The organism is Bradyrhizobium sp. AZCC 1678 (assembly GCF_036924765.1).
In the GTDB taxonomy this organism is placed as follows: Bacteria; Pseudomonadota; Alphaproteobacteria; order Rhizobiales; family Xanthobacteraceae; genus Bradyrhizobium; species Bradyrhizobium algeriense.
In genome coordinates this window covers 5,304,550-5,317,748 of sequence record NZ_JAZHSE010000001.1, presented here as the reverse complement: position 1 = coordinate 5,317,748, position 13,199 = coordinate 5,304,550, and the positions used below count along the sequence as shown (strand labels likewise).

The following is a 13,199-nucleotide window of genomic DNA, read 5'->3' as shown; positions in this document are numbered from 1 at the left end:
GTTGCTTCAAGCCTCCTGCGGCCGTGCCTCGGAAATCGCCTTCCTGAGAATCCGCGACAGCAGTTCCACCGAATAGGGCTTCTGGATCAGCTCGAAGCCGCGGTGAGCATTCTCCGCCAGCACGTTGCTGTAGCCGCTGGTCAGCACCACGGGCAGGCCGGGATAGCGCTCGCGCACGATGCCGGCGAGCTCGACGCCGTTCATCCCGGGCATGATGACGTCGGAAAACACCAGGTCGGCGGAAAACTCGTCCTCGGCAAGGATCGCCAGCGCGGCATCCGCGCTGGCGACGCGGCGGACCGTGTAGCCGAGATCTTCCAAGAGCTCGGTGGAGAACTGGCCGACGTCGTCATTGTCCTCGACGACGAGCACGCGATAGCCGCGGCCGCGCGCGGCGGGTTCGCTGCCGGTCGCGGCGGCCTCGACCGCATCGGCCGGCGTCGCGGCCTGCGGCAGGTAGATCGTGAACGTCGCGCCCAGGCCGGGCTCGCTCGCGACCGCAATGTCGCCGTCGGACTGCTTGGCAAAGCCGAACGCCTGGCTGAGGCCGAGGCCGGTGCCCTTGCCGACTTCCTTGGTGGTGAAGAACGGCTCGAAGATCGTCTCGAGCAGTTCGGACGCAATGCCGCAGCCGGTGTCGGTCACGGTGATGGCGACGAAGTCACCGTCGCGGGCGGGCTGGGCGCGGAGCGGGGGAATGACATCCACTTTCCGGACGCGGATGATGAGCCGGCCCTCGCTGTTCATGGCGTCGCGGCTGTTGACGGCGAGATTCATCAGCGCGGTTTCGAACTGCGCGATATCGGCGATCGCAAAACAATGGAGATCGGCGATGTCGAGGTCGATCCTGACCCGGGCGCCGACCAGCGGGCGGATCAGTTGCGCCACCGCCTCGACCTGGGTGCCGACATTGAATACCTGCGGCTTCAGCGGCTGCCTGCGGGCGAACGCCAGCAACTGCCCGGTCAGCTTGGAGGCGCGCTCCACGGTCTCCGCAATGGCGTCGATGTAGCGCCGGCGCCGCTCTTCCGGCAGTTCGCGGCGGCGCAGGAAGTCGGTCGCGGAGCGGATGATGGTCAACAGATTATTGAAATCGTGCGCCACGCCGCCGGTCAATTGTCCGACCGCTTCCATCTTCTGCGACTGGCGCAGCGCTTCCTCGCCCAGGCGGCGCTCGGTGATGTCGACGGCGTCGGGCACCGCGCCGACGATCGCGCCGTGCTGATCGCGCAACGGGCGCATCACGAAGTCGAAATAACGCTCGCCGATCGGCAGGCATAGTCGCATTTCGATCTGGGCTTCTTCGCCCCGCATCACGGCCATGAAGGCGTCCCGTACGGCGTCGCGCATGCCTTCGGTGCCGGAAAACCACGGCGTTTCCCAGAACGGCTTGCCGACCACGTCGCCGGCGTCACAGCAGATTCCGGCAAGCGCGGTCTTGTTGGCATACAGGAGATCGCCGTGCTGGTTCAAAAGCCCCTGATACTGATGGCTGGTTTCCAGGATCGCGCGCATCTGGGCTTCGCTGGATTCCAGCTGCGCCGTCCGCTCGGTGATTCGCAATTCGAGGATGTCGTTCAGCCGGCGAAGATCGTGCTCGGCCTGCTTGGCTGATGTGATGTCGTGGGCGACACCGATGAAGCCGATGTGGGCGCCGGTCGGATCCCAGCGCGGCAGGGATTCCGATCGCATCCATCGCCAGTCGCCGTCGGCGCGCTGGTAGCGGGCTTCCAGCGTGAACGGCTTGAGCGAGGCCTCGCCCGCGGCCAATTCCTTCAGGAAACGGGGCAGGTCGTCCGGATGCAGCATCTTGCGCCAGTCGTACACGATGGCTTCCTCGAACGGCAGCCCGAGAAAATCGAGATAGGCCTGGTTGAGGAAAGAGCGGGTGCGGTCGAGCTTGGTGACCCAGATCGGCACCGGCGCGCTGTTGGCGATCAGGCGGAAGCGCTCCTCGCTTTCGCGCAAGGTTGCCTGCGCCAGCATTTGAGCAGTGACGTCGCAATCGGCGCCGACCAGGCGCAGCGCACGGCCATCAGGGTCGCGCTCGATCTTGGCGACGACGCGGATCCAGCGGGTCGCGCCGTCATTCGGTCGCACGATGCGGTATACGGCCGAATAGTCCTCGCTCTCGCTCTTCAGTACGCCGAACAAATGCTGGACCGTTAGCTCGCGATCCTCGGGATGGATTCGGCTGACCCATTCCTCGTAGGTTTCGTTGGTCGCCTCGGGCGGCAAGCCGTGAACCAGCAGATATTCGGGGGAGCGGCGGTTCTTGACGCCGTCGCGGAAATCGATTTCGAGACCGCCGACGCCGGCGATGCGCTGAATCCGCGCCAGTTCGGCTTCGCGTTCCTGCAGGGCGCGATGAGCCCGATCGCGTTCGCTCGCGATTTGCTGGAGATGTCGCCGCAAGCGATCAGCGGCCGCTTCAGGCAGAACGTTTGAAGTGTCGGAAGGGGTCATGCGCGCCAGCAACCTCTGGCGGTACTCTCACACAGGAGCCGGCGGCTTTGCCAGCTTCATTTGCTCTTTGTTGCCGCGCGGCAGTTATAGGCCCTGCGGAACCCGGCGGCCTGCGCGTCTTCCTCGGAACAAAACCAGCGATCCGGCTTGGTCAGTCCCGGATAGGAGCGGCACATCTGCAGGTGGTAGATACCGAGGTTCCCGGTGACGCGCGCGCGGACGGCGTATTTGCCCTTGATATTGCAGCCCGCCGGCATCACGAGATCCTCTGGGAACAGGGCCTCGCGGATTTCGCGGTCGCGATCGGTACGGCACGCGGCGCCGAGCAGGGCGCCGTCCCTCTTGCCGGCGCGGAACTCGCGCGGCGCGGCGAAGCAGCCCTTCCACAACCCCTGGCGGTCTTCCCTGGCGCGCGCCTCGTCCGCCTGGAAGCGGCCGCTGGCGGCGGCTTCGACATTCAAGGCAAAGCCGTTGCGGACCAGCAACTGGCTGAGACTTGTCGTTTCACCCTCGATCTTGCAGACGCCGATGCGCCGTTTCTTGTAGGCGGGATCGGGGCCGAGATCGTCGCAGCGGACCTGTTTGCCGCCGATCAGTTTAGTCAGTTGATCGCGCGCCTCGATTCCGCAGGTCCAGCTATCGGCGTGTTCGTCGATGCAGAGCTGGTCGACGGTCGGGACATCGATGCCGTCGAGCCGGTAGGTGACATTGCCAAGCTGAAGCGTGCCGCCATCCCGAACGACGGCGGTGGTGGCCGAACTCTGGCTGGCCGGAAGTACGATCGATAGCAACGCCGCAACCAGAAAAATTTGTGACCGCATCTGTTTCACTTTAAATAGATTTTGCACCGATGCGTTCTAGCACATGCTGGCGTCAATGAACCAAGCGCGGCGGCCCTACGCCTCTCTGACGTCTATTCCTCGGGCGCTCAAGGCCTCGAAGAGAGCTTCAATGATTTCGGGCTCATGTCTGTGGGCAGATGACGGCACGAGTTCGTTAATTTGGTCAAATGTGATGAACCCACGTTGGTCGCCGATTTCAATCGCTTTTCTGATGATCGCCGATAAATCCATTTGATCGTCCTCCCGATATCGAAGCTCCTACTAAAGGGATGAGAGCATCATTGACTTCGTGAGAACAAAATAGGAACATAGGCAGCATCGCTCAACACGGAATATTTGCCATGTCGTCCTCTTCACAGCCGAAATTCGAAGAGAACGACGAGCTGGAAACCGCGGTGGATCAAGCGATTTCAGCCTGCGGCGGCGATCTGCGGGTGACGATCCGCGCGCTGATTGTCGCCAACGAATATCTGGAATCCGAGGCTGCCGAACTGATGAAGGCGGTATCCCGCGCCTATGCCCGAGGCCGGTTCGGCTCTTATTCGGGGTGAATTACCGCCGGTCGGCATTCGAAGCCGATACGAGACCGTTGCCTCCATCGATTTTTGCTGTACGACGGGTTTGTTACCCGCATCCCCGCATGTCACATTGCGGGTGAGGATCCTGCCCAAAGCCCAAGCAAGAAGAACATGTTCAAGAGAATTCTGATCGCAAATCGCGGCGAGATCGCCTGCCGGGTCATCAAGACTGCGCGCCGGATGGGGATCGAGACGGTGGCCGTGTATTCCGAAGCCGACCGCGATGCGCTCCATGTCGAAATGGCCGATAACGCGGTGCTGATCGGCCCGCCGGCGGCGGCCGAGAGCTATCTGCTGATCGACAGAATCGTCGATGCCTGCCGCAAGACCGGCGCAGAGGCCGTGCATCCCGGCTATGGCTTCCTGTCCGAGCGCGAGGCGTTTCCGCGCGCGCTTGCCAAGGCGGGCATCGTCTTCATCGGGCCCAATCCGGGCGCCATCGCCGCGATGGGCGACAAGATCGAATCCAAGAAGGCAGCTGCCAAGGCCAAGGTTTCGACGGTGCCGGGACATCTCGGCGTCATCGAAGACGAAAAGCACGCGGTGAAGATCGCCGACGAGATCGGCTATCCCGTGATGATCAAGGCCTCCGCCGGCGGCGGCGGCAAGGGCATGCGGATCGCGCATTCGAAGAAGGAAGTCGCCGAAGGCTTCAACCTCGCCAAGGCCGAAGCCAAATCCTCGTTTGGCGACGATCGGGTGTTCATCGAGAAATTCATCGTCGATCCCCGCCACATCGAAATCCAGGTGCTCGGCGACAAGCATGGCAACGTGATCTATCTCGGCGAGCGCGAATGTTCGATCCAGCGTCGCAACCAGAAGGTCATCGAGGAGGCGCCGTCGCCGCTGCTCGACGAGACCACCCGCCGCAGGATGGGCGAGCAGGCGGTGTCGCTGGCGAAGGCCGTGAACTACGATTCCGCCGGCACGGTCGAATTCGTCGCCGGCCAGGACAAGAGCTTCTACTTCCTGGAGATGAACACGCGCCTGCAGGTCGAACATCCCGTCACTGAGCTCGTCACCGGCATCGACCTCGTCGAGCAGATGATCCGCGTCGCGGCCGGCGAGAAGCTTTCGATCGCGCAGAAAGACGTCACGCTGACGGGATGGGCGGTTGAATCGCGCGTCTATGCCGAGGACCCGTTCCGCAACTTCCTGCCGTCCATCGGACGGCTGGTGAAGTACCGCCCGCCGGCCGAAGCGAGCCGGGACGGCATCACCATCCGCAACGACACCGGCGTGCAGGAAGGCGGCGAAATCTCGATCCATTACGATCCGATGATCGCCAAGCTCGTCACGCATGCGCCGTCGCGGGCGGCTGCGATCGAGGCGCAGTCCACCGCGCTGGATGCGTTTTACGTCGATGGTATCAGGCACAATATTCCGTTCCTGTCGGCGCTGATGAACCATCCGCGCTGGCGCGAGGGCAAGCTTTCCACAGGCTTCATCGCGGAGGAATTTCCGAAGGGCTTTTCCGCGCATCCGCCGGAAGGCGAGGTCGCGCGGCGGCTGGCGGCCGTGGGAGCTGCGATCGATCATGTGCTCGGCGAGCGCAAGCGGCAGATTTCCGGACAGTTGACCGGCCGGCTGGTGCAACGCGAACGCCGCCGCGCTGTGTGGCTCGATCGCGACGAAATCGCGCTCGATGTGGCACGCGAGGCCGAGGGCATCGCGGTGCGCTTCATCGGCGCCGATGGTCTGCCCGGCAATCCGCACAATCTGCTCTCGACGTGGACGCCGGGCGAACCGGTCTGGCATGGCACCATCGACGGCCACGTCGTGGCGATGCAGGCGCGCGCGATTCCGAACGGCATCCGCCTGGCGCACCAGGGCTTTGACGTTGCGGTCAACGTCTTCACCGAAAGCGAGGCCGCCGCCGCCCGGCTGATGCCGGTGAACTCGGCGGCCGACACCGGCAAGAAGCTGCTGTGTCCGATGCCCGGGCTCGTGGTGTCGATTGCGGTTGCCGAAGGGCAGGAGGTCAAGTCCGGCGAGACGCTGGCCGTGGTCGAGGCGATGAAGATGCAGAACGTGCTGCGCGCCGAGCGCGACGGCACGGTGAAGAAGATTCATGCTGCAGCCGGCGCGACGCTGGCGGTGGATGCGTTGATATTGGAATTCGCGTAGAGCCGTCATTCCGGGGCGATGCGAAGCATCGAACCCGGAATCTCGAGATTCCGGGTCTGCTGCTAGCGCACCATCCCGGAATGACGGAGAACAAGGGGATGGAATGGCTTTCCGTCAACGCCGAGAGAAATTGCGTTCCATTCTCACCGGCTCCAGCTGCGTCCGGCCGGGGTCGGTCTATGACGCGACCTCGATCCGTATTGCAGAAGACCTCGGTTTCGAACTCGGCATGTTTGGCGGCTCGGTGGCCTCGCTTGCTGTCCTCGGCGATCCCGACATTGCCCTGATCACGCTAACGGAGCTGGCCGAGCAGATGCGCCGGATGTCCCGTGCCGCAGCCTTGCCGGTGCTTGTCGATGCCGATCACGGCTACGGCAATGCGCTCAACGTCCGCCGCACCGTGCAGGAACTCGAGGCTGCCGGTGCCGCCGGCCTCACTATCGAGGATACGCTGTTGCCGCAGGCATTCGGCCAGGCCAAGACGCAACTGATCCCGCTGGAGGAAGGCGTCGGCAAGATGAAGGCCGCGCTCGACGGGCGCGGCGACCCCTCGCTGGTCGTCATGGGCCGCACCGGCGCTGTATCCATAACCGGTCTCGACGACGCCATCGCGCGCGCGAAAGCATACGAGGCCATTGGTGTCGATGCGCTGTTCTTCACCGGCATCAAGATCCGCGGCGAGCTCGAAGCCGTTTCAGCCGCAACGAGCCTGCCGATCGTGCTCGGTGGCGCACCCGAGGACATGACCGCGCTCGATTATCTCGAAAGTCAGCGCGTGCGGATCGCGCTGCAGGGCCACGCGCCGTTCGCCGCCGCCACGCAGGCCGTCTATGAAACGCTCAAGGCTTTGCGTGAGGGAGGCTCGCCGAAGAACCTGAAGGGCCTGGCGTCATCCGAATTGACCGGCCGGGCGATGCGCGAGGCGGACGTGAAAGCGCGCAGTGGCGCATTCCTCGGATTGAACAAGCCATGAGCGACACCATCCGACACATCACGATCAGGGGCCGGGTGCAGGGCGTCGGCTACCGCTACTTTGTCGAACACGAGGCGCGGTCGCGTGATCTCGAAGGCTGGGTGCGCAATCGCCGGGACGGCAGCGTCGAGGCGGTGTTCTCTGGCCCCGCGGCAGCCGTTACGGCCATGATCGCGGCATGCCGGCGCGGGCCTTCATCAGCACGAGTGCAGGCGGTTCAGGACGAAGCCGCCAATCCTGATCTGCTGAACCTGCGGGAGGCAGGCGAGCGGTTCTCCGTGCTGCCGACGATCTGACCGCCCTGACAAGGCTGATACGCACCCACGAGGTGACTGAATGACGCCGCAACACCCCGGACGTGACTGGAGACGGATCCATCATTCCCCGATCTTCTGGATCGGGGTCGCGATGTGCCTGGCCGCGATCACGATCTATGTGCTGTCCGATGACCTCTCGTGGCGACCGCAGGCGCCGCGATAGGACCCGGGAAGCGCTGGAAAAAGCCCGGGCTTAGATCGAGACCGGTAAGTCAGCATCAGCAGGGAGACGAACAGGCCGGCCGCGCACGAGCTGCTTGAGAATCTTGCTGTCGTTGATGGTGATAATGACGCGTGAAAACGCCCGTGCGATAGCAGTCATTTGTGACCTCCTGCGTCGGCGCCCGTGTAATTGATGGCGCGGAGGGCTTTGAATGTGGGCTGGCTCACCCGCCGGCCAAATGATCGGCAGAAGATGCCGTCGTAGCTTCCGGGAACCACGAACTAGCTAGCACAACTGCCTAAGCGGAATTGACACGCGGATTCCAAAATCGACGCAAATGACCTTTTCAGACTTCGCGGGGGTAAAGGCGTACTACCAGCCGCGCGTTCTGCTAACTCGAAATGGGTAGTTTCCTCAACGAACCCGAATTGCGATTATGCAGGACAATTGCGGTGGCCGCCGGCGGTTGTGGGGGCGGCGTTGAGATGCTCCATCGCACGCGCCATCTCTTGGTGCGTCAGCAGACCGCGGTGATCAATTCGATCTGAGCAAGGAGATCGGAAAGTCAGTCATGGTGGACGATGCAACTGCCTAGTCTAGGCGTCGACGATGTCCGATCCACGATCACAAACGCCGGAGATAAATTTCCGCCGAGCCATCAACTATGCCGGCGGTCTGGTCGCAATTGGAGTGATCTATTTCGTCCTGGCAAAAGGCGGCCTTGCTCTCGCATCTATTCATCCCAGTGCAACGCCAATTTGGCCACCGACGGGTGTCGCCCTGGCGGCGGTGCTGTTGCGGGGATATCGGACGTGGCCCGCAATTTTCACGGCGGCGGTGATCGCCAATGCGACCACCGCCGGCTCGATTGCCACCGCAATTGCGATTGCGACCGGCAACACTCTTGAAGCGGTTGTTGGCGCATACCTGGTCAATCGATGGTCGAGCGGATGCAATACGTTTTCGAGGCCAAATTCCGTCGCGAAGTTTGCTGTGATTTGCTTCGTGATCGCGACGCCGATCAGCGCCAGCATTGGACTGACCAGCCTGGCTACCGCCGGGTACATCGATCGGATCAATTTCACGAACGCCTGGGTCACATGGTGGCTGGGAGATGTAACCGGCGCGCTGGTCATTGCCCCCGTCATCGTGCTTTGGGCATCAAGCCACTACCATGCTTTCAACCGCAATGAATATTTGGAGACGATCGGCGTCCTCGCAACAGCGGCGGCTGTTGGACTCATTGCTTTCAGCCCCCTGATCGAGCAAACGCCGAGTCGAGATCCACTGGGTTTTCTTGTGATCCTGCCATTGTTGTGGGCGGCGCTGCGCCGCGGTCCACGTGACACCGCAACGGTTGCGCTGGTGCTTGCGGGCATCACCATTTGGGGGACGTTCACGGGCGGCGGCCCCTTCACGACCCCGGATCTCAACGTTTCATTCCTGCTGATGTTGATGTTCTTGATCAGTATTACCGTTCCAAGCTTGTTACTGAGCGCCGACGTCGAGGTGCGCAAGAAAGCGGAGAAAAGTCTGCGCCGCGCGCAGATCGAACTCGAACGGAAGGTCGCAGAGCGTACGCAAGAGCTTGAGCTCGCCAATGCAGCAAAATCGCGCTTTCTTGCCATGGCAAGCCACGATTTGCGGCAGCCATTACATGCATTAGGCTTGTTCATTGCACAGCTGCGCACGCCGCTCAGATCGGGGGAAAGGACAAGGACGATCGAACTGGTCGATGCCACGCGCAAAGAAATGGATGAAATGTTCAATTCGCTCCTGGATATGTCCAGACTCGATGCTGGGATCCTTACACCCAAACTGACTGAATTCCCGATCGCGCGCCTGTTGCAAAAAATTGAGAGGACGTTTGATCAGGCAACGCGAGCAAAGGGCTTGCGTCTACGCGTTAGGCGAAGTGACTCCTGGGTGAGGAGCGACGCCATGCTGCTCGAACGCATACTCCTAAATTTGGTATCCAATGCTGTGCGCTATACATTGCGCGGCGGAATCATTGTCGGCTGTCGTCGACGCGGTGAAATGTTGCGTATCGAAGTATGGGATAGCGGTCCCGGCATTCCTGAGGATCAGAAGCAGAATATCTTTGGGGAGTTTTTTCAACTTGCTGCCCCAGAACAGTACCGGTACGGCGGCCTGGGGCTCGGCTTGGCTATTGTCGACAGGCTTCGCCTACTTCTCGACCATCAAATCGACTTAGCTTCGACTGTGGGCCGAGGTTCGCGCTTCGCAATCCTGGTTCCGATGGCCGATGAATGCGTCACGTCCACCGAGCCCGTCGACTCACCTCACCCCGCAGCCTTTGCGGTCGAAGGCAAGGTAATTCTTGTTATTGCCGATGCTCCAATTGTGCAGGAGGGAACAGGCGGATTGCTTGGCAGATGGGGATACTCCGTCCTTGTCGCCGGATCCGACGAAGCGGCACTTATCCAACTTGCTGAGCGCCAACAACGCCCCGATCTTATAATCTCGGATTATCATCTTGCGAGCGGAAAGACCGGGATCCGAGCAATTGAACAAATCAATGCGGCGTTTGGTTCAACCATTCCAGCTATTCTCATCAGCGGCGATACGGCACCTGAACCACTACGTGACGCTAAGGATAGAGGATACATTTTACTGCACAAGCCTGTCGACCCAATGCGGCTCCGCGCTGTCATGCAAGAGCTCTTTATGGATCATGACGATAGGAGAGATACCGGGCCGGCTTTATGATTCAGATTTCGGCGACGATTCCCAGCCCATTTTTCCTACTTTTATTACTGCCTCGGTGCGGCTCGTTACGCCGAGCGCCTTGAGAACGACCGTGATGTGGTTCTTCACTGTCGGCACTGCCATATTGAGGGTCTTGGCAATGACCTTGTTGCTTTTTCCCTTCATCAGGAGCGCAAGCACTTCAATCTGCCGATCGGTCAACCCGAGACCTTTAAGAGAGTCGCGCGTCGCTAGCTTATTTGTAGGCCGCGGAGACGTTGCTTCCTCCAGAATTTCCGAGGGAATGTAAATACCGCCGGAGAACACTAACTTAATGGCGTTGAGCATGACCTCTCGTTTGGTAGTTTTCGGGATGAAACCCAGAGCGCCAAGTTTGAAAGCGCGCTTGACTGTGTCTTGATCATCCGAGGACGAAAGAATGATGATAGCAATGGTCGGATAGCCGTCTCGCAGTTCGCGGAGGACAGAGAAGCCATCTCGATCAGGCAAATTGATATCAAGTAAAATGAGGCTGATGTCGGGATGTTCCTCGACTATGTGCATTGCCTGACGGCTGTTCGAAGCTTCAAATATGACGGCTTCTTGCTTCAGTTGTTTCAGGACAGCGTGCAACGCCTCGCGAATCAATGCATGGTCGTCGACAATGAGAACTTTCATGAAAAGCTCTCCGTCATCCCATTGCACGGAGATCCAAATAAAAGAAAATCATACACCCACCTTCGGGTCTTTGGCGAGGAAGAGGCTGTTGGAAGACTGGCTCCCGAAACCATCCATCCCCCATCCTTGGCCCAACCAGCGGTCCACCGTCAGCCACTCAAGGTAGGAGCCGAATGCCGTTGTGTGCTGCAATTGTAATCAGCTCACGGTAGGACGCCGAAAAAGCGAGTGCGGACGACGAGACTCGCGGGACTCAGAGTCTCCTTCGTCCATGCGCAATGGTGAACGTCCATGATGCGTCTGACGGATGTCAATTGATGCCGAGATCTGTACGGTACCTTGATCATAGGACCTAGGAACCTCTCTGTGTGGACCTCCGGCTGATTGACGCGCTGTGCCGTTGAACGATGATCGTCAATAGCCTCACGCGCTAGGATGTTCTACCAAGCGCCGCCATATGATCGTCATCGCAGCTTTCGTCGCCGGGTTCGGCGTGAAGCAGCTCTAGACTGCGGCGTTGGTACGATCCGACAGTGCGGCGGCGATGTTTTTTGTCAAATTCGGTCCCTCTTGAAGCGTGCTCGCACGCCGGACGGGCAACCAGATGCATGATCGAACTGCCACCCCGAAGCCATTGGCAGGCGCGCTGCCGGAGCCGAACGGCTACGGCCGCGATCTGCGCATTGATGCCTGCCGCGGCATCGCGCTCTGGTGCATCTTTCTTGACCATGTCCCCAACAACATCGGGAGCTGGCTGACGCTGCGTAACTACGGCTTCAGCGATGCCGCGGAAGTGTTCATGTTCGTCTCGGGTGTGACCTGCGCGCTGGCCTACGGCAAGGCACGGCGGTGCGGGGGCTGGACCGGCGTGATCGGCCGAACGCTGTGGCGAAGCTGGGATATTTATGTCGCATTTCTGCTGCTCACGCTCGCCTGCGCCATCATGGTTCACCTCGCGGGCGGCGGCCGTCTTGCCGACGAGAGCAATACGCGCATTCTGTTGGAACAGCCGGGCGTGACGCTTGCGCACGCGGCGATCCTGCAATACCGCCCCGTCAACACCGACGTCTTGCCGCTGTTCGTGCTTTATCACCTTTTTTTCGCGCCGCTGCTGTGGCTGCTGCTGCGAGCACCGAACGCAACGCTCGGCGCGTCGCTGTTGCTTTACGCACTGGTGCACGTCTTCGGCTGGACCATCCCGGCATGGCCGAACAACCACTGGTTCTTCAATCCGCTGGCCTGGCAGCTGCCGTTTGTGCTTGGCGCGTGGTGGATCATCGAGGGCGGGAGATTCCGGCCGTCGGTGACCTCACGCACGGCGCTTGTGGCTGCCGTTCTCTATCTGGTGTTTAGCCTCATCATCGCATTGAGCTGGAGCATCAAACCGCTGGAAGCGCCGGTCCCGCAGGCGCTGCTTTACCCGATGGACAAATCGAATCTCGCTCCATTGCGACTGCTGCATTTTTTGGCCCTTGCGGTTTTGATAGTATGGTTCATGCCTCGCGATTGGCGAGGGCTGACGACGGCGGTGATGCGTGGCGCCATTCTCTGTGGCCAGAACTCGCTGCCAATCTACTGCCTCGGCGTTCTGCTGACGCTGGCCAGCCACCTTGCGCTGCTCGACATCTCGGAGGGGCTGACGATGCAGATCGCGCTCAGTGTTGGCGGCGTCCTGGTGATGATCGTGGCGGCGACGCTGCTGAACTGGATCAAGATCAAACCCAGGCAGCAGCCGCACGCGACGCCCGCCGACATGCCCGTCGAGCAGCCAACCAAGTTTGAGCTGGTCGTCAATCTCAAGACAGCCAAAGCGCTCGGCGTTGACATTCCACCCACGCTGCTCACCTCGTGCCGACGAGGTGATCGAATAAAGATGCTGTTTGCTCCGGTGCGCGAGTCCGGCTGCGGCGCTGATCCAGTGCCAGCAATCGCGCACGCTTTCGGGCCACCAGCGAAAAATGTGGGTCAGGATGTGAATTAGAATCACATGGGGGCCATTGTACAGGAGCCAAGGCCATGATTTCCCACCCAAGGACCCACAAGGGAGCGGTGCTGATCACGGCGTGGGTGATGTTTGCCTGCGTAGCGGCATTACTGTCGGTCAACTTGACGTCACCCACCAGCGCCGCGCTCGGCGCTGACTGGCAGTGCAGCCGGCTTGCGCTCGTACTCACGACCTGCACCCCGGTGCCTGCACGCCAGACCGTTTCCACTGGCGTGCGCAAGCGGACCTAGTACACGACGAACATCATGCTGCGAATGTCAGCTGAAATCAGCGGACACCCTCTGCGAGGGCTCCTTTCCTAATTTGAGTCGGGCTGGCGATACGCTCGGCCAACTCCAACC

The 13,199-nt window shown here is 61.0% G+C and carries 12 protein-coding genes; 7 read left to right on the top strand and 5 right to left on the bottom strand.

Translation table 11 applies throughout. The annotated features are described in order from the left end of the window. Positions 1-6 precede the first annotated feature (6 nt). From V1294_RS25430 to V1294_RS25420, 3 genes are all read right to left on the bottom strand, one after another. Complete coding sequence (locus V1294_RS25430) at positions 7-2,466, bottom strand: PAS domain-containing protein (RefSeq protein ID WP_442895384.1); 2,460 nt, start codon at positions 2,464-2,466, stop codon at positions 7-9. Positions 2,467-2,522: 56 nt separating this feature from the next. Then, positions 2,523-3,287 (bottom strand): thermonuclease family protein, encoded by a 765-nt coding sequence (locus V1294_RS25425; RefSeq protein ID WP_334500941.1) that lies wholly within the window; start codon positions 3,285-3,287, stop codon positions 2,523-2,525. A 75-nt stretch (positions 3,288-3,362) separates the two neighbouring features. Further along, positions 3,363-3,539 (bottom strand): RNA polymerase sigma factor region1.1 domain-containing protein, encoded by a 177-nt coding sequence (locus V1294_RS25420; RefSeq protein WP_334500940.1) that lies wholly within the window; start codon positions 3,537-3,539, stop codon positions 3,363-3,365. Between the two features lie 110 nt (positions 3,540-3,649). On the opposite strand from V1294_RS25420, the gene V1294_RS25415 reads away from it, so the two are divergent. From V1294_RS25415 to V1294_RS25395, 5 genes are all read left to right on the top strand, one after another. After that, the gene (locus V1294_RS25415; RefSeq protein ID WP_334500939.1) at positions 3,650-3,859 is read left to right on the top strand and encodes a hypothetical protein; all 210 of its coding nucleotides are present in this window, start codon (positions 3,650-3,652) and stop codon (positions 3,857-3,859) included. A gap of 138 nt (positions 3,860-3,997) precedes the next feature. Continuing rightward, positions 3,998-6,013 (top strand): acetyl/propionyl/methylcrotonyl-CoA carboxylase subunit alpha, encoded by a 2,016-nt coding sequence (locus tag V1294_RS25410; protein ID WP_334500937.1) that lies wholly within the window; start codon positions 3,998-4,000, stop codon positions 6,011-6,013. A gap of 103 nt (positions 6,014-6,116) precedes the next feature. Continuing rightward, on the top strand, positions 6,117-6,986 hold the full coding sequence (locus V1294_RS25405; protein WP_334500934.1) for an isocitrate lyase/PEP mutase family protein: 870 nt from the start codon (positions 6,117-6,119) through the stop codon (positions 6,984-6,986). Next, positions 6,983-7,282: an acylphosphatase gene (locus V1294_RS25400; protein WP_334500932.1), complete on the top strand. Its 300-nt coding sequence runs from the start codon at positions 6,983-6,985 to the stop codon at positions 7,280-7,282. The genes V1294_RS25405 and V1294_RS25400 overlap by 4 nt, the downstream gene beginning before the upstream one ends. Positions 7,283-7,322: 40 nt before the next feature. After that, positions 7,323-7,466, top strand: coding sequence for a hypothetical protein (locus V1294_RS25395; RefSeq protein ID WP_334500930.1), 144 nt, complete (start codon positions 7,323-7,325; stop codon positions 7,464-7,466). A 30-nt stretch (positions 7,467-7,496) separates the two neighbouring features. Here V1294_RS25395 and V1294_RS25390 read toward each other — a convergent pair whose 3' ends face one another. Beyond that, a complete protein-coding gene (locus V1294_RS25390; RefSeq protein WP_334479695.1) occupies positions 7,497-7,625 on the bottom strand; it encodes a hypothetical protein in 129 nt (42 codons plus the stop codon). Between the two features lie 450 nt (positions 7,626-8,075). On the opposite strand from V1294_RS25390, the gene V1294_RS25385 reads away from it, so the two are divergent. After that, positions 8,076-10,196: an MASE1 domain-containing protein gene (locus tag V1294_RS25385; RefSeq protein ID WP_334479696.1), complete on the top strand. Its 2,121-nt coding sequence runs from the start codon at positions 8,076-8,078 to the stop codon at positions 10,194-10,196. Here V1294_RS25385 and V1294_RS25380 read toward each other — a convergent pair. Further along, positions 10,191-10,853 (bottom strand): response regulator transcription factor, encoded by a 663-nt coding sequence (locus V1294_RS25380; RefSeq protein ID WP_334500928.1) that lies wholly within the window; start codon positions 10,851-10,853, stop codon positions 10,191-10,193. The two genes, V1294_RS25385 and V1294_RS25380, sit on opposite strands and share 6 nt — an antisense overlap. A gap of 634 nt (positions 10,854-11,487) precedes the next feature. On the opposite strand from V1294_RS25380, the gene opgC reads away from it, so the two are divergent. Next, the gene (opgC, locus tag V1294_RS25375) at positions 11,488-12,834 is read left to right on the top strand and encodes an OpgC domain-containing protein (protein WP_334500927.1); all 1,347 of its coding nucleotides are present in this window, start codon (positions 11,488-11,490) and stop codon (positions 12,832-12,834) included. Positions 12,835-13,199: the final 365 nt, after the last annotated feature.